Genomic DNA, 23976 nt, shown 5'->3' on the forward strand with positions numbered 1-23976 from the left:
AGTTGGGCTCCTTAAACAAGGAGCCTTTTTTATGTTTGATGATTTACCCACGCTATCACACGCCGAGCAACAAGCTGCGGTTGAAAAGATTCAGGCCCTGATGTCGCAAGGCATAAGCACCGCAGAAGCAATCAAAATCATTGCTCAGGAAATACGACAACAACAAGCAGAGCAACAAACCAAAGAATAGGGCACGTCAGTGCTCTTTTTTTTTGCCTTTCATTTAGACTTACAACTCCAGCCCCACCCCTAGAAATTACCCACAAAATACTGTTTAAAGATAAATAAAACATTTAAAACAATGAGTTAATGCAGAATAAAACACTACATTAGGTTCGATTTTACTTGTTGATGTAATTTTATTACACGTCAAATTACACACCCAAATGGTGCCAGTTTATTATTCTGTCACGTTACGGTGTGATTACTTACTGTTGCCATATCTGCTGTAGTTACTTGTATTGAATTGAACACCAGAGAAATAGCAGCCAATCCAACCGCCAATCGAAAGGCACAACATCAAGATTTGATTTGGTTCCGAACAACAGCGCCATACAGCACAAAATATATGAGGTAACTCCTAGTGACGTTGTCACTCAAATAAACGGTGTGGATGTAGATCGAGAAGGTTTGAAATCGAACGAGTGTCTGTCTCAGAGTACGCAATCTGAGGGTTAGCAATAAAAAACACAGTAACTTGCGCCATAAACCGGGAAAAGATCGCGGTCTAACTTAGCGCGACGCCGTAAAGTGGCTTGTTGAGAAATGACAAGAGGAAAGTCAGTGAAATTTGTATCTATGGGCTTTGGTTTATGTGCAGCGCTGATCTCAATCAGTTCCCATGCTTCATTTCAGAAGAACGAATACTTCGATTCAATGTACAACAAGAACGTCTATGAACGTTACGTAACTAGCGGTGGTAATCACTTAGGTTTTCGATGTGATTCTGATACCTACAAGCGCACCATGTACCTGACATTTGGATCGCAGAACGCTATCGGTTCACCGAACCAAGAAATGAAATTGCGTATTAAGATTGATGGCGGGAACATTTACGATCTTGATGGCCGAATGTACTCATCAAGTTATGAAAGTGGAGTCGTCGAAAACTATCCTAAAGAGCTGCTTTACGCGATCAAGCAAGGTCGCACAGCCCATTTAGAGGTATACAGCTATAACGCTAGAAAGATTCGCGCATCATTCAACTTATCAGGTTCAAGCAACGCGGTGAACGATGTTAGCAGCCGTTGTGATATAACTTTTCAAGCTGACCCTTACACCAATTACAACGCAGAAATCATGCGTTTACAACAAGAGAGAGACCATAAGATTTATTTGCTAGAGCAAGAGTATGCGAAGAAGATTGCTGAGATTCGCTCAAAAGCCTATGGAAGATATTGACACACTGGGCGATCTTTCCGTTTCATACCTGATTTATTTGAGACGCGATGCGTAGCTGATACTCATCGTTTTAATCATGTTAAGGATTCACAATCGTGTGAAGCATTCGAGTTGACCGCAACGATAATCCGTCTATAAAAGCGCTATGGGAAAGCATCGGGCTGGGATTGCAAGGAATATCAATGGCTGCGGGCAGCTTAGCTCTATACGCGACCGAGGTTAAAGCGTCACTATTACAGTGCGCATTATGTACGTTATGTTAAATTGAGTTCACTAATAAGAAGAGCACGTTCTTTGGTGCTCTTCTCTGCTGTGTTTGGTTTGTTTGGTTATCTAGCGATGACATTCAACATAACTGGATTTACCATAAAATAGCTAATAACTACTTTGCTATCTAACGATATCAACCTGGTTATTAGCCACCAGCCAGTTTGACTTTAAAGCCTTTCTTTTCCAGTAACGCTTTAATTTTTTCTCTCATGTCGCCTTGGATTTCAATTTCGCCATCTTTAACGGAACCGCCACAACCACACACTTTTTTCAGTTCTGCAGCAAGCAGCTTTAACGGCGCATCATCTAAGTCTAATCCCTTAACGATGCAAACGCCTTTGCCTTTACGTCCTTTGGTTTCTTTGTGGATACGGACAATGCCGTCGCCTTTAGGACGCTCAATTTTCTCAGGTTCCTGTTTAATTCGGCCGACTTCTGTCGAATATACAAGTGTCATGATTTCTACTACTTCTTCTGTTGTGCTTCCGCTCGCTGTTTTGCGAGTAAGAAAGCTTCGATATGTTTTTGAATAGCAACTTTAGAACCTTTGATTAAGCGGCCATTAAAAAAACAATACCATCCGTTTGCTTCACCGGTGTCGTTCTTTATCGTGAACCCGTTGAAGTTTTCGTGTGCGCCCGCAGCGACTTCGCGTTTACGGCCCACCGACTCGAATTCTCTCGGGTCGATAATCGATGCCGTGTCACACCACCAATCAATGCTTTTCTTTACGGCGGCTAAGTTGCCCGTTAACACATGGTTCTTGATCTGAACTTGCCACACTTCGTTAGAATTTGGCGCAGATTTAAGGGTAAACCCTCGATAAGTAGCTAAAGCCATACGCATCTGGTTCTTCTAGTTGCAGTTACCTAAATAATAATTGTATATCCTGTGTTAGCAAGTATATTTATCACTAAAACCGTAAGTTATAGTGCGCTAGGATGAAAAAAAACCTTACTATCATCACAGATCAAAGTATTTTAAAACATAAGCTTAATGAGTTTGATCGTCTTGTCACTCTAGAGCAAGTTGATCAGCTCACGCAGCATCAGTACACTCGAAACTCGCTGCTAGCCTTCACAAAAGATTGGAATCTGTTCCTCAATTTCTGTCAATTACGCACCGTGCGTGCGTTGCCTGCGTCGGTCACCGCCGTCAGACAGTTTCTTGAACATGAGGCTCGTTCAAGAAAATTCAGCACATTAAAACGTTACGCGGTCACTATTAGTTTAATCCATACCCTACTCAACCAACGCGATCCAACCGCTAACAGCCAAGTGCGTACCGCCCTTCAACAATTACGGTTAGACAAATATGGCGATGCCACTCAAGCCTCGAGCTTTGAATCTCATCATCTTCATCAGCTGTTTGAACAATTGAAGAACAAGCAGTCGCCCAAGCCGGTGCGCGATCTCGCCATTTATCATGTGATGTTCGAATGCGCGCTCAAACGTGCGGAGCTGAAAGCGCTGCACGTTCATCAACTTGTCATCAATGAGAGTAACGAAGAACAATACTCGCTGACGCTTGCTGATTCACGCTATGTGTTATCGTTGCAAGCGAGCCGATGTATCACAAAATGGTTGAATTGCATTGGGGAACACGATGGTGTGCTATTTCGCGCCATCGACCGTCACGGAAACGTGTCTTCATCGGCGTTGGATGATTCGTCAATTTTTCGAATCTTACGCAATGCCGGCGCTTATTTGGGAGATGAAACGCTGAAGTTTTCCGGACAATCAACACGAATTGGCGCCGCGAAAGAGTTGGCCAAACAAGGCTACAAAGCGAAAGATATACAGGCGTTTGGGCGTTGGCTCAGCCCCGCAATGCCTTATCAATACATGGGTAATGACCACACTGCGGAGCGAGAGAAGCTAAAATTTGTGAAATTTAAGCCTTGGGAGTAAGAGAACGACGCACGCAATCTGCGAGGAATTCATCGAATTGATGGCCATTGTTCGCCAACATTTTCGGGAACATGGAAATTGGTGTCATGCCGGGAAAGGTATTCACTTCATTCAGATAAACGTGACCTTCTGGCGTCAGGAAGAAGTCAATGCGTGACAAATGACGCAGTTTCATGTGCGTAAACACCTTTTGTGCCACCTGATGAATCAACGCCTGTTGTTCATCGGTTAGATTGCCAGCTTCCACTTCCGTACGAGAATGGCTGTCGGTGCTGTACTTCTCTTCGTAGCTGTAAAACGCATCTTCTGGCGCGATAATTTCACCCGGTTTGGTAATGAACAGCTCGCCATTCATTTCATAAGCTGCAACTTCCAGCTCACGAGGTTTCACCGCTTGCTCGACCAACACTTGCTCTGAATAGCTAAACGCCGCATCAATCGCCGCCGCAATTTGGTCTTCTTTTGTGACCTTGTAACAGCCAACCGAAGAGCCTTGGCGCGCCGCTTTGATAAACAAGCTGCCCCATTTCGCAAATGCGTCTTGCGTGTTTTTTAGCGCCTGTGCATTGTTTTCAGACAGGAATAAATAAGGCGTGTTTGGAATACCTAACGCGTCGTACCACAGCTTTGAGGTGATTTTGTTGAAGCTGTTGGAACTGGCTTCAGGGCCACAACCCAAGTAAGGAATGCCTGCCAATTCAAACATAGATTGGATGTCGCCCGTTTCACCAGGGTAACCGTGAATACATGGAATAACGAAATCAATCTTGAGCGACAAACCTTCGCCATTCAACGTGGCTGAGTTCGTATCTAAATACACAATCTCACCCGTATCGGAGAACCATCCCTCTTTTTTCATTTCCACCCTGACCACATCGAAGTCAGGCGTCAGTGATAATTGCTGCTGTAGATAGTTCGCAGAAACCAGCGAAACTTCATGTTCTGAAGAGCCGCCGCCACACAAAAGTAAGATAGTTGTTTTTGTCATTAGATCTTTCCGTGACACCAAATAGGAATTGCCCACTATGATAGTCAATTCGTCATGAACTTACACTGTTCGAGACAATTTCTCACACAATCATGGTTTAAGTGGTTAGAGATCAAACAACAAAGGGGCTAAATAGCCCCTTTGTTGCGTCAGTCAGAGTTAGTTCAACTTGTTTAGTGTTGGGAACTCAGAATTCTTGATGGAGTCGATGCTCTTCACGAATGGTTTCAGAGATTGGAACTCACCAGGCAGCGTGCTGATCGCTTCTGCAGCCTCTTTGCGCGTTGCGTAGTCACCATAAAGCACGGTGTACCATTTGGTGCCATTCACGACTTTGTAGTTTTCCCAAACTGGCTGGCCATCTTTTGGCAGTTTGTTGGCAAACTGATCTACTTTAGTTTGTGTACCCACCGCAACAACTTGAATCGTAAAGCCGTAGCGAGGATTCATTTGAACTTGTTTGGCTGTTGGCGGAGTGATTGCAACCGCAGGTTTCGCTTGAGTCTGAGGACTCATCTTGACCACTTTCTTCTCGTTGTCAGCCGGCGTCATCTTGATAACGTTCAGCTCAACGTTTTTCTCGGTCACGCCTTCAGCCGTGCCTTCATCAGACACAACAGGTTGCGGAACTTCAGCAACGGCAAACTCTTCCGTATGACTTTCCGTGGTCACATCAGTGATGTAGCTTCCCGAGGAACAAGCAGCGAGGACCGCTGACAAGCCAACAATTGCAACTTTTTTCATGGATTCTTAAACACTCTAAGTAGAAAGTAATTAAATCATGCCGATAGCGGCGCTGAGAATCAAGCACAGCAGCCGAATTATCACCGATATCCTGTGATTTGTGACACAAAGTGGACTCACTTCGCTGCTGACAGGATCACAACCGCATCAAATACACGAACAGTTTAATCCGGAATTAGTTAGGATATAAACAGGTCAACCTGTGGCGCAATAATTATGAATAATTTAAGTCAGTTACTGAAGCCTAAATCCGTTGCGGTGATTGGGGCGTCGATTCGCCCGTTCCGTGCCGGAAACATCGTCATGAAAAATCTGCTTCAAGGTGGATTTGATGGCGCCATTATGCCCGTGACACCCTATTACCCTTCGGTATGCGGCGTGCTGGCGTATAAAACCATTGATGCATTGCCCTTAGTGCCCGACATCGCCATTTTATGCACGCACGCGTCACGCAACGTCACCATCTTTCGGCAATTGGCGGATAAAGGCGTCTCTAACGTCATTGTACTCTCGTCAGACATGTACACGTTGGATGCACAAGGCCGTGAAATTCAAGAACAATGCACCGCGATTGCCAAAGAATCGGGCATGCGCGTGCTTGGCCCTAACAGCTTAGGTTTGATCCTACCGTGGATCAATTTCAACGGTTCGTTCTCTCCAGTCACCGCATCACGCGGAAACATTGCGTTTATCTCCCAATCGGCAGCAGTATGTACCACCATTCTCGACTGGGCGAACGACAAACAGATCGGCTTTTCCGCGTTTGTCTCGTTGGGCAATGCCAGTGACATCGATTTTTCGGATCTACTGGACTGCCTCAGTACCGACAAACACACCGACGCGATTTTGCTCTATGTCGATACGATTAAAGACGCGCGGCGGTTTATGTCTGCGGCGCGTGCCGCTTCGCGTAACCGACGCATTCTGGTGTTAAAAGGCGGTCGCACAACCGCAGGTCGCAAAGCAGCACAAATGCACACCGGGGGCGATGACACGCTCGACATCATTTACGACTCAGCAATTCGCCGCACCGGTATGCTGCGCGTGAACAACACGCACGAACTGTTTGCCGCGGTAGAAACCTTAACCCATTCCGTACCACTGCGTGGTGAACGCCTTGCGATCATCACCAACGGTGGCGGCCCTGCGATTATGGCGATCGATACCTTGCTTGAACGTGGCGGGAAACTTGCTGAACTTGAAGCATCGGTGTTCGAGACGCTCAATCAATGCCTGCCACAAAGTTGGTCGCACAGTAATCCCATCGATATCGTCGGCGATGCCGACCACACACGGTACGTGAACGCGTTGAATGCCGTGCTAGACAGTGACGACATTGACGCCATTTTGATCATGCACAGCCCGTCTGCCATTGCGCATTCTGAACAGACCGCGCAAGTCATTGTCGATGCGATCAAAGCACATCCACGCTCGCCACGCTTTAACATTCTCACCAACTGGTCGGGAGAACTCACGGCGAAACCGGCGCGCCAGATCTTCAATCAAGCCGGTATTCCAACATATCGAACGCCAGAGAGCGCGGTGGTTGCGTTCATGCACTTGGTCGAATACCGACGGAACCAAAAGCAACTGATGGAGACGCCCACCACCGCCGAAGCCGTGCACGTGTCTGAAGTCAACAGCGCCAAGCAGTGGATTAATGAACACCTAGAACAAGCGAACTTGGCACATTTGGATACCCACCAAATCGGGACGTTATTGAAATGTTTTAACTTCAATGTGCTACCGACTTGGATTGCGTCCGATGCCAGTGAAGCGGTTCATATTGCCGAAACCATTGGTTATCCGGTGGCGGTGAAGCTGCGCTCACCAGACATTGCACACAAATCTGACGTGCAAGGGGTTATGCTCAACTTGCGAAACAGCGCAGAAGTGGCCAGTGCGGCGCAAGCGATTTTGGATCGCACCCAAATCTCCTACCCGTCTGCTAATATTCATGGACTGCTGGTTCAAGGCATGGCAAAACTGGCTGGCGGTGAAGAACTTCGCATTAAGGTTAAACACGACACCACTTTTGGCCCGGTGATTTTGCTGGGACAAGGCGGCTCAGAATGGAATGAATCGATCGATGCCGCGGCAGCGCTGCCGCCGTTGAACATGACACTGGCGCGCTATTTGATTGTGCGTGCCATTCGAAGCGGCAAGATTCGTCTGCAAAAATTGCCTGTCCCGATCGACATTGAAGGCCTGTCTGAATTCTTAGTTCGAATCTCGCAAATGGTGGTTGAGTGTCCGCAAGTACACGAACTGGATATTCATCCAGTCCTTGTCAACGGCAGCCAATTTACCATCCTCGATGCCGACTTAACCTTGAAGCGTTTCGAAGGCGATGCCCAAGGCCGCTTGGCAATCCGCCCATACCCTGCGGAGATGGTGGAAGATGTGGAAGCCAAAGATGGCGAACGCGTCACGATTCGCCCCATCCTGCCTGAAGATGAACCCGACCACGCGGCGTTCATTAAAAAAGTCAGCAAAGAAGATCTCTACAAGCGATTTTTCTCGGATGTTGGGGAGTTCCACCATGAAGCTCTAGCCAACCTCACGCAAATTGATTACGACCGTGAAATGGCGTTTGTGGCGGTCAGCCACCAAGGAGACAAAGAGGAGATCATTGGCGTCTCACGCGCGCTGATTAACCCAGAAAATACCGATGCCGAGTTTGCGATTTTGATTCGCTCAGACCTGAAAGGAAAAGGCTTAGGCAAGATTTTGATGGGGAAAATCATCGATTACTGTCGCAACAAAGGCACTGCGCAAATTTCAGGGATGACCATGCCCACCAACCGTGGCATGTTGACATTGGCACAACGGTTGGGGTTTGCCGTCGATATCCATTTTGAAGATGGCACCGCCGACATGGTCTTGCCGCTGAACGGTCAGTGAGCTGAAAAGCCACCGCCGGATCTTGACGATCGAGCGGTGGCTTGTTGATCTTAAACCAAATGCCAATTTTTCTTGAGGTATTGAATACACCAAGATTTTGCTTCACCAATCTTGTTTCGACGCCAGGCCATGATGATTTCCATGTCAATTCCCTGGCTACCTTCAATCTTCTTGAGTTTTCCTTCAGCAATCAATGGCTCAGCCACATGCTTTGGTAACGTACCAATGCCGAGGCCATTCACCAGTGCTTGGCATTTAGCATTAAAGTTGGTCACTGTCAGGCGCGGTTGCTTTTCCAAAATATTCACACTCATGGCGGGTTGATCGCGCGCGGTATCGGCAATGGCAATTGCACGGTATTTTTGGCGCGCTTCGTCATCAAACTCACCGCTGCGTTTATGAACGTAATGATCGCTCGCAGCCACCCACATCATTTCCATGGTGCCCAGCGGTTCCGCTTTCACATCTTGCGGCAAGGTGTCGATTTTCGGACAAATCAACAAATCCGCGCGGTCAGCGGCTAACGATTCCCAGCCCCCTGCTAGAATATCTTCTTGAAGGCGAACACGTGTCTTGCTGACATTGCCTAACGCTTCGACCAGCGGGAAGAAGTTGGCAATCGGAATGATGCCATCAAACGCCAACGTGATGTCCAGCTCCCAGCCGTTCGCCAATAAAGTTGCATCGTTCACCAGTTTCTCCGTCGCGGAAAGGATGGCACGTCCCCGCTCCAATATCAGCTTGCCTGCATCGGTGAAGTTCGCTTTATGACCTGAGCGGTCGAAAATCATGATATCCAGATCCTGTTCCAACTTTTGAATCTGGTAACTCAACGAACTCGGCGCACGATTCAACTCATTCGCCGCCGCTGCAAAACTGCCACGACGCTCAATCGCATCGAGTATGTGTAACGCCTCTAACGTAATTGGACTTTGCAAAACCAACATCCTTATATTGATAGAACGCCCACTAAGCGTGATTCAAATCACACTTATTTAATAAAGTAAAAACTTTATTTCTAGCGTTATTGTGGATTAACTGATTGATTAAATTACTTTAATTGACCTAATCATGACATTTTTAATAGAAAATTGACCGCAACAACACAAATGCAAATGATAGTAATTATTATTTAGATCCAATACACTCTGCCGCGAACATACTTATATGGACTTACTAAGGTAAAAGCAGATGTATAACCGATCCTTACTATCGATGGCGATTGTCCTGGCTCTCTCTCCTTCCGTCTATGCAGACGATTATGCCTCATTCGACGAAGTCGTGGTATCCGCGACCCGCACAAATCAAACGCTCGGTAACACCGCCGCAAAAGTTGACGTGGTGAGTGAGAAAGACATTGAGAAAAACATGTCGAAAGATATCGGCGAAGTGTTTGAATATACGCCAGGTGTCACCGTCAATGGTTCGAATCGTCAAGGCATCCAAAACGTAAATATTCGTGGTGTTGAAGGCAACCGCGTGAAAATTCTGGTTGACGGCGTAGCACAAGCGCAAGCCTTTGACGGCCAACCGTACGACTTCATTAACTCCAGTGCAGTGTACATTGAACCGGACATGGTCAAAAGTGTTGAAGTGGTGAAAGGTGCGGCGTCAAGTCTGCACGGCAGTGACGCCGTAGGCGGTGTTGTGGCATTCGAAACCAAAGATCCGCGTGATTTCTTAAAAGACGGCGAATCCTTTGGCGGCCAAGTGAAGCTCTCCTACTTTTCAGAAGACAAATCATTCAGTGAGCACGTCGCGCTGGCCAACCGTATCGGCGATTTAGAAACCCTCGTGGCGTTTACCCGTCGTGATGGCGAGAAAATCGATAACTTCTCAAACAACACCCATGAAAACTACTCCGTCACCGACCAAGATACGTCGAAAAACGATCTGTTGATTAAGCTGCAATATCAGCTCAATCCTGCCCATCGCCTTGAGTTACTGGGGGAAGTCATTCATAACGAATCGGATTCGGACATCTACCACGCCACTTATACGCAATACAGCGGTGAAGACACCACGAAGAAAACCCGCATTGGCTTGAAACATATCTGGAACGCTGATTTGGGCATGGCAGACACCATCACCAGCAAAGTGACGTGGCAGAAGAAAGATGACAACGGCATCACCCACCGCACCAGCTCAACAGCCAGTGAACGCAAAGACTACGTTTACAAAGACAACCGTTGGGATGTCGAAACTCAGTTCGACAAACTGCTGACCATTGGCAGTGTTGAACACAACTTCATTTACGGTGTTAGCCTGACGGCGGCGGACATTGAAAACACCAACATGACCTACAACCTGCTGACCAACACCAGCAGCCAGACGGTGTACACGCCTGATTCGACCGAGCGTAAAGTGGGCGTATTCTTGCAAGATGAGATGGCGTTCATGAACGGCAGCCTGATCATCACTCCGGGAATTCGTTACGACTGGTTTAACACCAATCCGGACGACATTGATGGCACCAGCTACGAAACGTACAAAGACTCCGCCGTTACAGGTCGTGTGGGTGCGGTTTATCACCTCAACGACCAAAATACTGTCTTCTCTCAAGTGAGCCAAGGCTTCCGCGCACCAACCTTCAGCGAACTGTACTACGTGTATGGTGGCGGCTGTTACTACGGCTTCTGTTATGAAAACATTCCAAACCCGGATCTGAAGTCGGAAGAAAGTATTTCGTATGAGCTGGGCTATCGTCATCGCACCGCGGCAACCCGTTCTGAGATTTCGTTCTTCTACAGCGATTACGACAACTTCATCGATCAAACCAGCAGCAACGATGGTTCGATGACCTCGTACTACTACACCAACATCGATCAAGCGACCATCAAAGGTGTGGAACTGAGCAATACCCTATTGCTGGACAAACTGATCAACGCGCCACAAGGGATGAGCACTAAATTGGTTGCCGCCTACACCGAAGGTGAAGATGGCGAAGGAAACCCACTCAACAGTGTTAACCCTTGGAACGCAGTTGTTGCGTTGAACTACGACGCGCCAAGCACACAATGGGGCTCAAGCCTGAAAGTGAACTACACCGCGAAGAAATCATCAAGCGACATCAATAGCGACGATTCTTCACAAACCGAAATGCCAAGCGCGACCATCGTTGATATCACCGCGTATTACAAACCGATCAAAGACGTGACACTGACAGCCGGTATTTTCAACGTGACGGATAAAGAGTACTACAAGTGGAATGACGTGCGCGGTTCCAGCGAACTGGATCTCGATAAGTCTCAGCCAAAACGTAACTTTGCAATCACAGCGAAGTACGAATTTTGATTTCAGAGCTTCCATGATCAAAAAAGCCAGCGAAAGCTGGCTTTTCTTTTATTTAAAACATTCAAAAGGAAAAGAAAAAATGAGAATGAAGTAAATTATTTGTTTTCTGCCATTTCTTTTTTAACCATAACCACAGCGGCTACGATAAAAGTAATAACTAGCGCAAGTTCCATAGTTTCCCCTTATTTTTTAGCAACTTCTCGCTCCAATTCGGAACAACTGCAGTGTATCACTTCCAAAACTTATTGGTAGCCCGATGCATTAAAATTATAATTTTTATCGATCGAGATCAAAATTAGACCTAACCCCATGAAATTTTAAGTTTTCTGAACCGATTTTCCAATAATTTCAAAAGATAACTTGGAGAGTGTTCATTTTACCACCACCTTGCCACCCGCAATTTTCCACGCTGGCGCACCGCGAATCATGGCTTCGCGCGCAAACTCGCTCCCACAATTCGGACAACGCCCATCGCCCTGCGTCGCATCTTGAGCGATGCGAGCGTTGAAGCATTTGATGAGCGCGCCCTTGCCGCCTTTATGGTATTTGAATAACACCGTGCGACACTTCGCGCAGGAAATGTCGACCGTCTTCTCAGGCAGTTTTTTTCTCGGTTTTGCCATCTTAATCGAACTCGGGTTTCACCCACACTTGCGCGAAATCAAACCAGCCCAGCGCGTTGCATTTGGCATTTTGCAACGAACCACACTGATCTTTGGAAACACCCAGCCAGCAATGGAACATCGGAATAATTTGATGTTGCTCAACCAACGACTTACCAAGCTCTTTCGCCGGAAAAACCGCCTGTGAGTCAGCACGCCATTGATCCACCAAACTGCACCAATAGTTGAAGTCGTCACCGCGGCTTAAATGCTCGACATCAGAATAATTTAGCAACCAGCCCGCCAACGCATCATCGCGGTGGTTGGCGATGCCCATGGCCTTAATCCAAATATCTACCGCCGTTTCTTCCGTCAATGACAACTCGTATTTAATGAATTCAACATGGATACCATCTTCATTCAGTACCTGTTGAATCACTTTCGCGAGTGTCGGAAACATCGGATGCTGCGCATGATAAGCGACTGTCACTGAACGTTGCGCCGGCGGCGTGATGGTAAAATCGCTCGGCGCCTGATGATACCAACCCGGTTTAAGGCCATAAGCGGGTAAAACGCCCAATTCCACCACTTTTTCTTCCGGGATGCGGCGAAACAGATTCAGCGTACTGAGTTTGTTGTGAAAATAGGTGGCCCATTGAGAGTCTTTCGCTAAGCCATTCTTGCGGTTTAATAGCAAGTAGGTACAGCCGGGATCGAGGTCGACGTCTTCGGTCGAAGACCCCCGCGGAGTTTTAATGGGATGCGACAGGCTCGGAAACACCATGGAGGAATGCGCTTCATCAATCACCCACACTTCCACGCGATCAAGCAGCGGCCGAAACCCGAAGTAGCCATCAAAAGCTTGCAGCACCAAACGTTTCTCATCATTGACGATCACTTTGTATGGGCCGCTCCCAATCGGCATCAAATCGAAATCGTCACCGCGCTGTGATTCTGGCAAGAGAATTTTGGCACACGCCTCCGACAACAGCAGCGGCAATCGATGATCCGGCTTTTGCAGATGGATATCCACCACGCAATCACCCGGTGACATCACGGTATCAATGTGAGAGAACAGATTCACAAAACGCAGTTGCCATAAACTTTGGATCACAATGTCGGTGGTCAGCAGTTCGCCATTGTGAAAGCGGACACCGGGGCGAATGTAAAAACGCCAATGGGTTGGCGTGATGGCTTCCCATGTGTGCGCCAAATCGGGTTGCAGTTGTTCGTCTTCATCAAGACGCGTCAAACCGCTGTAGATTTGGCGAGCGATGTGCAATTCAGAGCGACGCATGGGCTTGAGCGGATTGAGCATCGACAACGGTCGATAGTACGGCAAACGAACCACCTGCAAGCCTTCTTGATGCTGCACGCCTAAGTAACTCTGAATCACTTGCGTGAGCTTGGCAGCATCTTGATCAAGTACCGATAACGCCTGACCAATTTTGCCCTCTTCAAGATAGCGCCGTGCGAGATTCTCGCTCACATCCGACCGGCTGCGTTTAAACAACAATTGCGACAGTTTGCCTCGACCAGCGGCGGGATGCCATTCGATCCACCCTTCTTCTTCCATTTTATTCAATACAATTCGCGCGTTACGCCGAGTACAGAACAAAATTTCTGTGACATCTTCAAGTTGGGTGTCCGTGTCCTGACCATTGAAGTGTTCGAACAGGGTTTCGAACTGGACACGTAAGCGAGGGCTACTCATAAAGGGGAAATCTCATTTGAACGACTACGCCAATGAGTTTCCCTATTTTCAAGAGATTTGACAAGTAAGAGCTGGGAATCTTTAAGCGATGTCACAGCCTAATTCTGTGGCGAGCAAACGAAGTTGCGCTTCGTTATCTAACTTCAATGACCATTTCGCTTCAGAGCCGTTCACCGCAACCACATTTGCGCCGCGGCCAATCAGTTCAACGGCATCACTTTGCGCTTGCAACGTGACGTGATGCTCCCCTTGCAAACGAATCACCAACTCATGCGCCGTCACGATAATTTTTCCGCTTTTAAATTCGATGACCATTTACGCCTCTGTGCTCAGTTTTTGTTTGTTGTTCTTGGCTTTCTTCACCGCCATCGTTAAACGGCTGGTACACACCAAACGGCCACGTTCATCGGTGATGGTGATTTGCCATACCTGTGTCGAAACGCCCAAATGAATCGGAGTCGCAGTGCCCACCACATGTCCTTCTCGCATCGAACGGATGTGGTTGGCGTTAATGTCTAGCCCGACACAGTATGACTCATCGTCAACACAAAAATTGGCCGCAACAGATCCCAAGGTTTCCGCCAGTACCACCGATGCGCCACCATGCAACATGCCAAGCGGCTGATGGGTAAAGTGACACACTGGCATCGTCGCAGAGACTGAGTTCTCTCCAATCTCGGTATAAATAATTTGGAGATGATCAATCAGCGTATTTTTTGAGGTGGCGTTAAGAATCTCTAAGCTGATCGGCTTTTTCCAAATGTCCATGTGAATATCCTTGCGTTAAGCGGCTGACTGACCCGCCAAAAAAGTGTGAGTTGGCTCTATTGTAACGTGCTGAATGGCAATGACAAAACGACATTCGTCGTCAATTCAGCAACAGCCATGATATGATTTCAACGTTTTTATCACGCCACCTTATGCTCGACCGGAGATCTCAATGCGCCCATGGTTTAAAGCTTCTTGCATCCTTACAGTAATCGGCCTAACAGCTTGTGCCGCGTCCCCCACGGGTCGCAATCAGATCCTGCTGTTTTCCAACAAAGACATGAGCAGTTTAGGCGCGCAGTCTTTCGATCAAATGAAACAGGAAACGCCGATCAACAAAGACGCAAAAACAAATCGTTACGTGCAATGTGTCGCTAACGCGATTACTGCGCAGATTCCACAGCAGGCAGGTTATGACAGCTGGGAAGTGGTGGTATTTGAAAGCGATCAAGTCAACGCATTCGCGCTTCCAGGCGGAAAGATTGGTGTCTATACCGGCCTGCTCAACGTTGCCGTGAACCAAGATCAACTGGCCACGGTGATTGGCCACGAAGTGGCGCACGTACTCGCCAATCACAGTAATGAACGGTTATCGCAAAGCCAATTAGCCAGTATGGGGCTGCAAGTCACTGACTTAGCAATAGGCTCCTCGGCATACGCACAATATAAAGATGTCACCATGGCCGCGTTGGGTGTGGGCGTTCAATATGGGGTGATCCTACCTTATGGCCGTTCTCAAGAATCCGAAGCGGATATTGTGGGCTTAGAACTCATGGCGCGCGCTGGGTTTAACCCACAGCAAAGTATTGATTTGTGGCAGAACATGGCCAAAGCTTCTGGAGGAAGTCAACCGCCGGAATTGCTCTCCACCCACCCGTCACACAGCACACGCATTCATGATTTAAGCGCAAAGATCAAAACATTACCGACCTCTTCGACGCCACGTCCCCAGTGCGGCTGATACAAATCACACAATTTGGGGTTGTTTGTATCAATTCAATACAAATAACCCGTTGATTTACCGTGTTTGATGCAATATCCCTTTAAATCTTGTGCGTAAAGTGGATAATACGCGCCTACGAAATTTTACAAGGTGGGTTTTATGTCTACGGAAGCAACGCTACTTACACGCTGCGAATCTAAATGTGAACTTTGTGCTGCAGAGTCACCTCTATCTCCTTTCGTGGTTGCACCACATACACAAGTGACTGTGGACCACGCAGTGATGCTATGTGATACCTGTAAAGGTCAGATTGAAGACCCAGACACCGTAGATGCCAACCACTGGCGCTGCCTCAATGACAGCATGTGGAGTCAGGTAGCACCTGTTCAGGTGTTGGCTTGGCGTCAACTGAAGCGTCTGGCGACCACTGAAGGTTGGGCGCAGGATCTGGTCGAAATGATGTACATGGAAGAGGAAACTCAGAAGTGGGCAGAAATCGGTATGGATGACGATGCAGACAAACCGCTGGATGTGAACGGCGTTGAGCTGAAAAAAGGCGACGACGTGACCGTGATTAAAGACCTTCCAGTGAAAGGGTCAAGCATGGTGATCAAACAAGGTACTGCGGTACGCGGTATCGCGCTGACAGACGACCCAAAACACATTCAGGGTAAAGTCAACGGTCAGACCATGTACATCATTGCGGAATACTGCCGCAAGAAGTAATTGAGATAAAGCGCGGCTTCGGTCGCGTTTTCTTTATGCCATAAAAAAGCCGACACGAATGTCGGCTTTTTTGTATCGCTTTTGCTTAGCGTGACAAACCAATGTCACGTTGCATGTGGCTAGATAATTCTGCACTGTGGTAAGTGCGCGTTTGTTTGTCATCAACAAACAGAATATCAACCAAATGTTTCATCAATCCTTTGAAGTTAACCGCGTAGGTTTTTTTATCCATAGAGGTTGGTGCTGTAACAGTACCCAAACGCATTGCTTGTGCCATGTGAGCCTCTCTTAAATAAATCGGTAACTTACTGTGTTGGCACGAATATTAGGCAACTTCGGCGGATTAAAAAAATGACAAAATTTGGCCATTCGGATTAGTTTAACTTATGAAACAATCCAGCAACAACCGCTAAAATATCCATGCTTAAACACCGCATGATTAGTCACTTTATACTCATTGCTGCGCATAAATAATGAGCAACAATTTCACGCGTCACAATGACATACAATTTATTTACACAACAAAAAAGCAAATTATTGTGAGCGTGGTTTATACACATGAGATGTATACATGAGCTATACATATAGCCTGTACACATCCTCTGTACAGAAGTGTGCTACGACCGAACCCTGTCAATCGCAGCACATCGTCACCTACTCTTCTGATTTAACGTGACTTAACGTGGCATGGCGTTGGCCTTTGATCACCGACGCAATCACCGCCGTCAGCATGGTCAACAGCAGTACCAATAGCGAAACCGGGGTTGGGATTTCCCACGCCGATCCCACCAGTAACATTTTGACGCCGATAAACATCATAATGAACGACAGTGCGGGTTTGAGATAGATAAACTTATCCATCATGCCTTGCAACACAAAGTAAAGTGAGCGCAAGCCCAATAACGCGAACACGTTTGCCGCCAGCACCAAGAATGGCTCACGTGTGACGGCGAAAATCGCCGGGATCGAGTCCAAAGCAAACATCACATCCATAAACGCAATGACGCCAACGACAATGAACATCGGAGTCGCCCACCAACGTTGGTTCTGACGCACCCACAAGGCATTGCCAGCAAACGAATCTGTCACCGGGACAAATCGGCGAATGAGTCGTTCTGGCGCTGGGTTAATTTCCTCATCGCCTTTGTCACGTGCCAGTTGAATCCCCGTCCAGATCAGAAACAGCGCAAACACGTACAGCAACCAGTGATACGTTGCGAGCAGCTCAGCACCGACAAAAATCATCACCGCACGCAGTACCAACGCACCAATCACCCCCCACAATAGCGCGCGAGGACGCAAATGCTCAGGAACAGCATATTGATGAAAGATGATGGCAAAGACGAATAGGTTATCGACGCTCAACGACTTCTCTAACAGATAGCCAGTGAGAAACGATACGGTCGCTTTTTGCGCGCTATAGTGGCTGTCGGGCGCGTACACGTCCCAGAAATAATAAATGCTTGCAGCAAAAACGAAGGCCAAAGCAAACCAGAACACACTCCAGAGGGTTGCGCGCTTGAGCGTTACATTCCCCCCTCGGGTTTGCCAAATATCGAGAGTAACTAAAGACAGGGTTAGGACAGCAAATCCTACATAAGTTATTGGGGCCATAAATCCTCCATAGGCGGAAGGATTGAAAACCGTCACGTTTCGAAACCTTCCGCATAGCAACGACTACTGCCTTGATTTCAAAGCAGCGTTGAATGCGTTGGTCTCGTCGAAGTGATTGATCTGTTGTTCAACAGTTCAGGCACTCATACTTGCCGGATAAGCCGAAGCTCAACGTGATGACGACAAGTAAACCGATGGCGACTACTCCCCAAACGGCCCCATTTTATGTGCTGGGTTGCATTCAGTCCAGATCTGGATCAAAAAAGGAGCGAATCACGCTCCTTTTAATCAGATCCCGGCAAACGGTAGTACATACACCAATGCCGACCATACGCTCACCCATGCGACAACCACTAATGTGTCTAGCCAGTCTTTGCTCCACATATTTTCCCCCTGCAATTTCCGAGTTGAGAAACTGAGACAGAAAAAGACTAAGCAAAGACCGAGCCACTTTATTGCATTGAGTTCATCGCTTGAGTTTTGTGACGAGCCAGCAGTGCTGGTTGGTCTGATAACGCTTCGATAAACGCATCGGCCATCGACACCGTACTGACAAAACCTTCCCCTTGCATGTTGATGAGCGCATCGTATCCTTCTTTACCTTTCATGGTATAAGCCGACGATGTTCCGCAATAGAGACCTTGTGGATCAACAGGTTGCCAATGGTTGTCGATGAAAATACGCAAGTTTTGAATGCGTTGTCCCATCGGTTTGTCTGCATCGTAATCAAACGATAAATGACTGGTGTAGGGGTAACTGCCCGAACCCGTTCCAGCCACACCATTATTGGTCGCATTATTAATCGCGCCCTCTAACGTGGCGGCAATCACCTCGCCTTTCACGTGATACACACCGATCGGAACGGCAAACGGAAGTAATTTTCCGGCAATGTCGGCAACGGTCACTTTCCCCGGCAAAATCGAGGTTCTCACGCCACCCGCATTGTGGATCGCGAACTGAACGTCGTGACCGCGCTGCCGCATGGCATGAATGAAAGATTGTGCCACCAACGGTGCCAATTCACTCGGGCCTTCTTCATCCGGGATTCGCACATGGCGCAGTTTCTCCGGCGCGTTGGCGATGACTTGGCTTTGCAGTTCACGCACACGCGGAATGTATTTATTGAGCAGCAGCCCCTGCACTTGCGGATCTTTCTTACATACCACCACATTGGGATGATTATTGACGTACTCACACGCCTGCAAATGAGCGGTATCACTGCCCGCTTCATTCATGCTGGCATCCAAGAATAGTCGACGTCCCAATAGCAGCTCGTTACGCCCTTCAAAGTTCACCACGTGGCCATCTTGGTCAAAATCAATATGGCAATGTCCAAGCGCCAAAGCGTACAAACCGGCTTGAACCACATACGTACCGTTGATGAACTGGCCGTATTCCTCTTCGTTCGACAACCCCAAAGCGCTGAAGTCGCCTTGCAACACGTGGCTATGGCCTCCCACAATGACGCTGATGCCGTCCACCTGCTCTGCGAGTTCTTTGTCAACGTCGTAGCCTAAGTGACTGACCAAAATGATCTTGTTGATGCCAGCCCGTTGGATTTCAGCCACAGTGTGGCGTGCGGTTTCGAGCGAGTCCACAAACGGTGTGTCACAATCGGGGTTGGCAATATCCGCCATTTTATCCAGCGACAAACCAAATATCGCCACTTCACTGCCATCAACCGACTTGGTGATCCAGTTCGCGCAACGTCGCGCAACGTCATACGCTTTCACGTTTGCGTTGTCCGATAGGCGATGCGCTTTATTCTGACGCTCCGCCGATAAATCCCAGTTGCCCGCCAACAACGGGAAATGAATGCGTTTGGCAAACTGCGCCACCGGCTCGTTGCCCATATCCAATTCATGATTGCCCAGCGCCATGGCGTCGATGTTCAACGCATTCAGCATGTCGGCGTTTGCCTTCCCTTTAAACAGGGAAAAGTACAGCGTGCCCTGGAAGCAGTCTCCAGCATGCACAAACACGAAACCCCGTTTCATGCGCTCAGCATCATCTCTCAATTGTTGAATGCGGGTTGCGATGCGGGCAAATCCACCGGCACTAACAAAAGGCGTCAGCGTTTGGCCGTTCATATCCAGTGTCAGTTGCAGCGAAGTCGGTTCGAAATAGGAATGGGTATCGTTGATGTGTGCCAGAGTGATGGATGTAATCTCTCTCTTTCTTGTCATATATTCTTCTCTTCTCTTTCACTCTCATCCTAGCCCACCGATCATGACAGAATCGTGACTTTTATGAAATGGCTTTGAAAAGAAACTTATCGCATTTGATGTTTGTCACTCTTTACGCCGCCGGAATTTCGTGGCAATTAAAGGGTTAAGTGACTGAATTTGTGATACACACACCTGTTTCTGTGAGTGAACATTCTGCTTAATCTCATGTTTTCCTTTATCCTTAAATAAAACTCAACACAGCGAACAAAAAGGAAGTTGAGCCTATGCATTTAGAGCGAATTGAAGTATCAGGTTTTCGTGGCATTCGTCGTTTATCGCTCACTTTAGATGAACTCACAACGTTAATAGGTGAAAACACTTGGGGTAAATCATCCCTGCTGGACGCCCTGTCTGTCATGTTGCCGTCCAACGGCCAGCCCTATCAATTTGAGTTGCAGGATTTCCACGTCGACTATTCGATCTCCCACCCACAAACGCAGGATATCCAAATCATCCTGAGTTTTGTCGCCTCCGACACCAAAGAGCATCGCGCTGGGCGATATCGCAATCTCAAACCCGTTTGGCGTGAAGATGAGAATGGTCAGCATCGTATTATTTATCGTGTCAGTGGTTCACGGGTGCAATACGACATCACCACGGAATATGCTTTCCTTGATCTCGATGGCAATCCGATCCCCATTCATCACTCAGAGAGTTTGGCAAAAGAATTGATGAGCTTGCATCCGGTGATTCGTCTGCGCGACTCACGCCAGTTTGATCGACCGTTTGATGGCAAAAATGGTGTGAACTCTCGGGTGGAGAAACGCATCAACAACACGGCGCGCCGTTTGATGGCCATTCCCGGTCACGTGAACAAAGGCGAAATGCGCAGTAGCCTAAACGCCATGCATGCGCTGGTGGAACACTACTTCTCGTTTAAAAGCCAGAGCCGTAAAAACCCACGTCGCGAACGTGAAAGTTTGGTGTATGGCTCGCCTGCCAATGAAAAGAGCCTGACCCAAATTGTTGATGAAACCAAGAATCGGCAAACTCGATTGCTGCTATTAGGATTATTGAATGCCTATTTGCAGGCCAAAGGCCCGAACGAACTTCGCCGTTTTGCTCGGCCAATCTTAATCGTGGAAGACCCGGAAGGTCGTCTGCATCCGACACATCTTGCGCGCGCGTGGAGCTTGCTTGAAATGTTGCCAATGCAGAAGATTTTAACCACCAACAGTGGCGACTTGCTGGGTTCCGTGCCGCTGCACTCGATTCGTCGCTTAGTGAGAAAGTCGGATAAAACTGTCGCCACCAGCGTACCAGTGCGAGGTTTGAGTCGTGATGAGTTGCGGCGTATTGGCTTTCATATTCGCTTCCATCGTTCCGGCGCGCTCTACGCACGTTGTTGGTTACTGGTTGAAGGCGAAACGGAAGTGTGGCTCTTTAGTGAGTTGGCACGTCAATGCGGCTATAACTTAGCGGCAGAAGGGGTGCAAATCATTGAATTTGCTCAATCAGGGTTAAAATCACTGATCAAAGTCGCCAAAGCGTTTGGGATTGAGTGGCATGTGGTGACAGATGGCGATGCTGCGGGTAAAAAATACGCGGCCACAGTGCTGGGTATGCTGGGGCACGACCAAGAGCGTCACCGCTTAACCGAACTGCCCGACCGCGACATCGAACACTTTTTGTATTCCCACGGCTTTGAAACGTTCTTCAAGGATATGGCGAAGATCCCGTACGATCATCCGATCCCGGCAAAGAAAGTCGTCACTAAGGTATTGAAGAAACATGCAAAGCCCGATTTAGCGCTGGCGATTGTCTCGCACTGTGAAGAGAACGGCATCGACTGCATTCCGGTCTTGCTGCGCTGGACGTTGAAACGTGTCATCACCATGGCCAATGGCAACACATGATGACTCAACCGTGCTTGGTGTGAACGACGACACAATTTCGCAGCGGCAACGCATGACGCTGAGGCTGGCAAATACAAGCGTGTCGCAGATAAAAAAGAAGGCACACATTCCTGTGTGCCTAGTATCAATGCTGTTCAGCGAAAAGGGACCGTCAAACTGAACGCAAATATCAAATAAACTGATAATTCGATACAAATTAATCGGGGGTGTCTTTTCTCAGAAGCGAGAGCTCTGCGAGGCGCGATCAGGCGACCCGCTCCGCGTCGTTCAACTCTTTTTTCAGATCAGACCGTTTTGATCGCTGATGCAACCAGACTCCGCTTGATTTCATGAGGTAGCCGAACAAACCACCGATGAACAATGAAGGGATCACAAGCTTCCAGTCGCCACTGGCGGCAAATGTCGCACATGAACCAATGAAGGTACCAGGAATGTATGCGAGCCACTGTTTACTGGCTTGAATGCACATAAAAAATGCCACAATCGCAGTAATCACATAACCGAGAATATCAATGCCAACGTAATTGGAGGCTTCGATGATCACCATCGCCCAAAACACGCCGCTTAGATTGGTCAGTAAGCTCTCTCCTAGCCCTCGCAATCCGTCTTTTGGTGAGGCGAAATAGCTGGTACATCCTAAGAAGCCAGCCCAGGACAGTAGTCCAAGTGTCACGGCTACCCAGCCCCAAATACCCGACAGAATTCCCGTAGTCAGTGAAATAGCGAACAGTGTGCTCATAATGCCCTCTACGAAGTCGCCAACCCATCGGGCTGACCACATCAGTGAATCAAGCGAGAATACTAAGAGCTAAATTGTGCCTTTACCAGTGATTTAGATCACAATAAAAATGTATACGATAAACAAATATCATAAAAATCGTGACGCAAACGGTAAATCAACAGATTTAGGAAATATAAAACGGCTATAAAACAGAAGGTCTTCCTTTCATCATTCGCAACCCTTCGCGCTTGATGCACTCCACCAATGGGTTTTCCGCCATGTCCGCACGCCACACGAATGACAAAGTGCGCTCCATATTCAGTTCAGGGACGTTGAGTGCAACCAATTGGCCATTCTGAATGAACTTCTCCACATCTAAATACGGCAGGCAAGTCAGGTAAGACCCATTCGCTACCAACGTACGCAGTACAGGCACGTGCTCGTATTCACGCCACACATCCAAATCGGCAATCAATTTATGAATGGAGCTATCAAAGGTTTTGCGTGTGCCGGAGCCGTGTTCACGCAGCACCCATTTGGCTTGTTCTAATTGCGCCAAACTCACCACGTCACGCTTTGCAAACGGATGATGAGCCGATGCCACCACGGTCAAGTGATCGCGACACCACACTTCTTGGTGAATTCGGTTGTCGTCACAGCGACCTTCGATGATGCCCAAGTCATATTTGTAATCAAGGACGCCCTCAATCACCCCTTGGGTACTTTTGACACCAAGGTCGATTCGAATCTCTGGAAAGTCACTATCAATAATACTGATAAGGTCTGGAACAAGGTGTTCTGCGGGGGTTTGACTGGCGCCCAAACAGAGTTCACCACTGATGAGGTGCTGATCGTAAAAGCCCATTTCTATCTGTTGTGCATCCTGCAACAGCTTTTTGGCCTTTGGGCGCAGCCACATGCCCCAATGCGTTAACGCCATTTGCTTCCCCTGTCTTTCAAACAAAGGACGGCCAAGCATTTTTTCCAACTGGGCTAAAGACATGCTTGTCGCCGACTGGGTCAGAGCAAGCTTATCTGCTGCTGTACTGACGCTTCCACAATCGGCGACCGCATCAAAAACGGCTAATTGTTTTAGTGAATATCGCACTGCTTATCCTATGTGTTCTGTGAGTGAACAACTTGCTTATGAGCAAGCGGTTTCATTGTACTTGTTCATTTCGCTATATCAATACAATTGATAGGGATAAAAAAAATTATCAATTTTACCTGTGAATGTTCCGCTCGTAATCTGATCTCGAAACAGCACATAACGTGTTGTTTTCCATAAGGCGC

Annotated in this window: 23 protein-coding genes; 9 read left to right on the forward strand and 14 right to left on the reverse strand. The window is 47.8% G+C overall.

Translation table 11 applies throughout. The features are described from left to right. Positions 1-31: 31 nt before the first annotated feature. The 3 genes from VFA_RS23500 to VFA_RS24175 all read left to right on the forward strand — a co-directional run bounded on the left by VFA_RS23500 (position 32) and on the right by VFA_RS24175 (position 1664). The gene (locus VFA_RS23500; RefSeq protein WP_004728141.1) at positions 32-190 is read left to right on the forward strand and encodes a YoaH family protein; all 159 of its coding nucleotides are present in this window, start codon (positions 32-34) and stop codon (positions 188-190) included. A gap of 593 nt (positions 191-783) precedes the next feature. Continuing rightward, positions 784-1401: a hypothetical protein gene (locus tag VFA_RS17215; RefSeq protein WP_038152132.1), complete on the forward strand. Its 618-nt coding sequence runs from the start codon at positions 784-786 to the stop codon at positions 1399-1401. Between the two features lie 104 nt (positions 1402-1505). Then, positions 1506-1664 carry a DUF3693 domain-containing protein gene (locus VFA_RS24175; RefSeq protein WP_256619718.1) on the forward strand — a complete coding sequence of 53 codons (159 nt, stop codon included), beginning with the start codon at positions 1506-1508 and terminating at the stop codon, positions 1662-1664. A 152-nt stretch (positions 1665-1816) separates the two neighbouring features. Here the strand turns inward: VFA_RS24175 and yciH are convergent, their stop codons facing one another. Further along, the gene (yciH, locus tag VFA_RS17220; protein ID WP_004728142.1) at positions 1817-2128 is read right to left on the reverse strand and encodes a stress response translation initiation inhibitor YciH; all 312 of its coding nucleotides are present in this window, start codon (positions 2126-2128) and stop codon (positions 1817-1819) included. An 8-nt stretch (positions 2129-2136) separates the two neighbouring features. Then, positions 2137-2511, reverse strand: a complete 375-nt coding sequence (locus tag VFA_RS17225) for a DUF3319 domain-containing protein (RefSeq protein ID WP_038152387.1) — start codon at positions 2509-2511, stop codon at positions 2137-2139. A 101-nt stretch (positions 2512-2612) separates the two neighbouring features. Between VFA_RS17225 and VFA_RS17230 the strand changes: the two genes are divergently transcribed. Then, on the forward strand, positions 2613-3581 hold the full coding sequence (locus VFA_RS17230; RefSeq protein ID WP_004728144.1) for a tyrosine-type recombinase/integrase: 969 nt from the start codon (positions 2613-2615) through the stop codon (positions 3579-3581). Here VFA_RS17230 and VFA_RS17235 read toward each other — a convergent pair. Both VFA_RS17235 and VFA_RS17240 read right to left on the reverse strand, forming a co-directional pair. Continuing rightward, positions 3565-4569, reverse strand: a complete 1005-nt coding sequence (locus VFA_RS17235) for a D-alanine--D-alanine ligase (protein WP_004728145.1) — start codon at positions 4567-4569, stop codon at positions 3565-3567. The two genes, VFA_RS17230 and VFA_RS17235, sit on opposite strands and share 17 nt — an antisense overlap. A gap of 159 nt (positions 4570-4728) precedes the next feature. Next, complete coding sequence (locus tag VFA_RS17240; RefSeq protein WP_004728146.1) at positions 4729-5313, reverse strand: SPOR domain-containing protein; 585 nt, start codon at positions 5311-5313, stop codon at positions 4729-4731. Positions 5314-5529: 216 nt separating this feature from the next. Here VFA_RS17240 and VFA_RS17245 point away from each other — a divergent pair, with 216 nt between their 5' ends. Then, a complete protein-coding gene (locus tag VFA_RS17245) occupies positions 5530-8217 on the forward strand; it encodes a bifunctional acetate--CoA ligase family protein/GNAT family N-acetyltransferase (protein WP_004728147.1) in 2688 nt (895 codons plus the stop codon). Between the two features lie 50 nt (positions 8218-8267). Here the strand turns inward: VFA_RS17245 and VFA_RS17250 are convergent, their stop codons facing one another. After that, positions 8268-9164: a LysR substrate-binding domain-containing protein gene (locus VFA_RS17250; RefSeq protein ID WP_370447175.1), complete on the reverse strand. Its 897-nt coding sequence runs from the start codon at positions 9162-9164 to the stop codon at positions 8268-8270. 244 nt (positions 9165-9408) lie between these two features. On the opposite strand from VFA_RS17250, the gene VFA_RS17255 reads away from it, so the two are divergent. Continuing rightward, positions 9409-11511 (forward strand): TonB-dependent hemoglobin/transferrin/lactoferrin family receptor, encoded by a 2103-nt coding sequence (locus VFA_RS17255; RefSeq protein ID WP_038152135.1) that lies wholly within the window; start codon positions 9409-9411, stop codon positions 11509-11511. A 371-nt stretch (positions 11512-11882) separates the two neighbouring features. On the opposite strand, the gene VFA_RS17260 is transcribed toward VFA_RS17255, so the two are convergent. From VFA_RS17260 to VFA_RS17275, 4 genes are all read right to left on the reverse strand, one after another. Beyond that, positions 11883-12134, reverse strand: coding sequence for a hypothetical protein (locus tag VFA_RS17260; protein WP_038152139.1), 252 nt, complete (start codon positions 12132-12134; stop codon positions 11883-11885). A 1-nt stretch (position 12135) separates the two neighbouring features. Further along, positions 12136-13827: an SgrR family transcriptional regulator gene (locus VFA_RS17265; RefSeq protein WP_004728151.1), complete on the reverse strand. Its 1692-nt coding sequence runs from the start codon at positions 13825-13827 to the stop codon at positions 12136-12138. A gap of 81 nt (positions 13828-13908) precedes the next feature. After that, entirely contained in the window at positions 13909-14142 is a 234-nt protein-coding gene (locus tag VFA_RS17270; RefSeq protein ID WP_004728152.1) for a DUF3389 domain-containing protein, read from the reverse strand. After that, on the reverse strand, positions 14143-14595 hold the full coding sequence (locus tag VFA_RS17275) for a hotdog fold thioesterase (RefSeq protein ID WP_004728153.1): 453 nt from the start codon (positions 14593-14595) through the stop codon (positions 14143-14145). Between the two features lie 172 nt (positions 14596-14767). Between VFA_RS17275 and VFA_RS17280 the strand changes: the two genes are divergently transcribed. Both VFA_RS17280 and VFA_RS17285 read left to right on the forward strand, forming a co-directional pair. After that, entirely contained in the window at positions 14768-15556 is a 789-nt protein-coding gene (locus VFA_RS17280) for a M48 family metallopeptidase (protein WP_038152142.1), read from the forward strand. Between the two features lie 141 nt (positions 15557-15697). Continuing rightward, on the forward strand, positions 15698-16264 hold the full coding sequence (locus VFA_RS17285) for a PhnA domain-containing protein (RefSeq protein WP_038152145.1): 567 nt from the start codon (positions 15698-15700) through the stop codon (positions 16262-16264). Positions 16265-16349: 85 nt separating this feature from the next. Here the strand turns inward: VFA_RS17285 and VFA_RS17290 are convergent, their stop codons facing one another. The 3 genes from VFA_RS17290 to VFA_RS17300 all read right to left on the reverse strand — a co-directional run bounded on the left by VFA_RS17290 (position 16350) and on the right by VFA_RS17300 (position 20064). Then, positions 16350-16541, reverse strand: a complete 192-nt coding sequence (locus tag VFA_RS17290) for a hypothetical protein (RefSeq protein WP_004728156.1) — start codon at positions 16539-16541, stop codon at positions 16350-16352. Between the two features lie 377 nt (positions 16542-16918). After that, complete coding sequence (locus VFA_RS17295) at positions 16919-17878, reverse strand: TerC/Alx family metal homeostasis membrane protein (RefSeq protein WP_038152147.1); 960 nt, start codon at positions 17876-17878, stop codon at positions 16919-16921. Between the two features lie 452 nt (positions 17879-18330). Continuing rightward, the gene (locus VFA_RS17300) at positions 18331-20064 is read right to left on the reverse strand and encodes a bifunctional metallophosphatase/5'-nucleotidase (protein WP_004728158.1); all 1734 of its coding nucleotides are present in this window, start codon (positions 20062-20064) and stop codon (positions 18331-18333) included. A gap of 266 nt (positions 20065-20330) precedes the next feature. On the opposite strand from VFA_RS17300, the gene VFA_RS17305 reads away from it, so the two are divergent. Further along, positions 20331-21962, forward strand: a complete 1632-nt coding sequence (locus tag VFA_RS17305; RefSeq protein ID WP_004728159.1) for an ATP-dependent endonuclease — start codon at positions 20331-20333, stop codon at positions 21960-21962. 244 nt (positions 21963-22206) lie between these two features. Here the strand turns inward: VFA_RS17305 and VFA_RS17310 are convergent, their stop codons facing one another. Together VFA_RS17310 and VFA_RS17315 are read right to left on the reverse strand one after the other, a co-directional pair. Beyond that, positions 22207-22701, reverse strand: a complete 495-nt coding sequence (locus VFA_RS17310; protein WP_038152150.1) for a DUF1097 domain-containing protein — start codon at positions 22699-22701, stop codon at positions 22207-22209. A gap of 184 nt (positions 22702-22885) precedes the next feature. Then, positions 22886-23791 (reverse strand): LysR substrate-binding domain-containing protein, encoded by a 906-nt coding sequence (locus VFA_RS17315; protein ID WP_038152153.1) that lies wholly within the window; start codon positions 23789-23791, stop codon positions 22886-22888. Between the last annotated feature and the right edge of the window lie 185 nt (positions 23792-23976).

It is taken from the genome of Vibrio furnissii CIP 102972 (assembly GCF_000176175.1).
GTDB classification, from domain to species: domain Bacteria; phylum Pseudomonadota; class Gammaproteobacteria; order Enterobacterales; family Vibrionaceae; genus Vibrio; species Vibrio furnissii.

Coding starts and splice junctions, on each gene's coding strand:
- VFA_RS17225 (WP_038152387.1), bottom strand. CDS start 2,511: ATGGCTTTAGCTACTTATCGAGGGTTTACCCTTAAATCTGCGCCAAAT.
- VFA_RS23500 (WP_004728141.1), top strand. CDS start 32: ATGTTTGATGATTTACCCACGCTATCACACGCCGAGCAACAAGCTGCG.
- VFA_RS17245 (WP_004728147.1), top strand. CDS start 5,530: ATGAATAATTTAAGTCAGTTACTGAAGCCTAAATCCGTTGCGGTGATT.
- VFA_RS17265 (WP_004728151.1), bottom strand. CDS start 13,827: ATGAGTAGCCCTCGCTTACGTGTCCAGTTCGAAACCCTGTTCGAACAC.
- VFA_RS17310 (WP_038152150.1), bottom strand. CDS start 22,701: ATGAGCACACTGTTCGCTATTTCACTGACTACGGGAATTCTGTCGGGT.
- VFA_RS17300 (WP_004728158.1), bottom strand. CDS start 20,064: ATGACAAGAAAGAGAGAGATTACATCCATCACTCTGGCACACATCAAC.
- VFA_RS17255 (WP_038152135.1), top strand. CDS start 9,409: ATGTATAACCGATCCTTACTATCGATGGCGATTGTCCTGGCTCTCTCT.
- VFA_RS17260 (WP_038152139.1), bottom strand. CDS start 12,134: ATGGCAAAACCGAGAAAAAAACTGCCTGAGAAGACGGTCGACATTTCC.
- VFA_RS17295 (WP_038152147.1), bottom strand. CDS start 17,878: ATGGCCCCAATAACTTATGTAGGATTTGCTGTCCTAACCCTGTCTTTA.
- VFA_RS17280 (WP_038152142.1), top strand. CDS start 14,768: ATGCGCCCATGGTTTAAAGCTTCTTGCATCCTTACAGTAATCGGCCTA.
- VFA_RS17290 (WP_004728156.1), bottom strand. CDS start 16,541: ATGGCACAAGCAATGCGTTTGGGTACTGTTACAGCACCAACCTCTATG.
- VFA_RS17250 (WP_370447175.1), bottom strand. CDS start 9,164: ATGTTGGTTTTGCAAAGTCCAATTACGTTAGAGGCGTTACACATACTC.
- VFA_RS17230 (WP_004728144.1), top strand. CDS start 2,613: ATGAAAAAAAACCTTACTATCATCACAGATCAAAGTATTTTAAAACAT.
- VFA_RS17270 (WP_004728152.1), bottom strand. CDS start 14,142: ATGGTCATCGAATTTAAAAGCGGAAAAATTATCGTGACGGCGCATGAG.
- VFA_RS17305 (WP_004728159.1), top strand. CDS start 20,331: ATGCATTTAGAGCGAATTGAAGTATCAGGTTTTCGTGGCATTCGTCGT.
- VFA_RS17240 (WP_004728146.1), bottom strand. CDS start 5,313: ATGAAAAAAGTTGCAATTGTTGGCTTGTCAGCGGTCCTCGCTGCTTGT.
- VFA_RS17235 (WP_004728145.1), bottom strand. CDS start 4,569: ATGACAAAAACAACTATCTTACTTTTGTGTGGCGGCGGCTCTTCAGAA.
- yciH (WP_004728142.1), bottom strand. CDS start 2,128: ATGACACTTGTATATTCGACAGAAGTCGGCCGAATTAAACAGGAACCT.
- VFA_RS17285 (WP_038152145.1), top strand. CDS start 15,698: ATGTCTACGGAAGCAACGCTACTTACACGCTGCGAATCTAAATGTGAA.
- VFA_RS17275 (WP_004728153.1), bottom strand. CDS start 14,595: ATGGACATTTGGAAAAAGCCGATCAGCTTAGAGATTCTTAACGCCACC.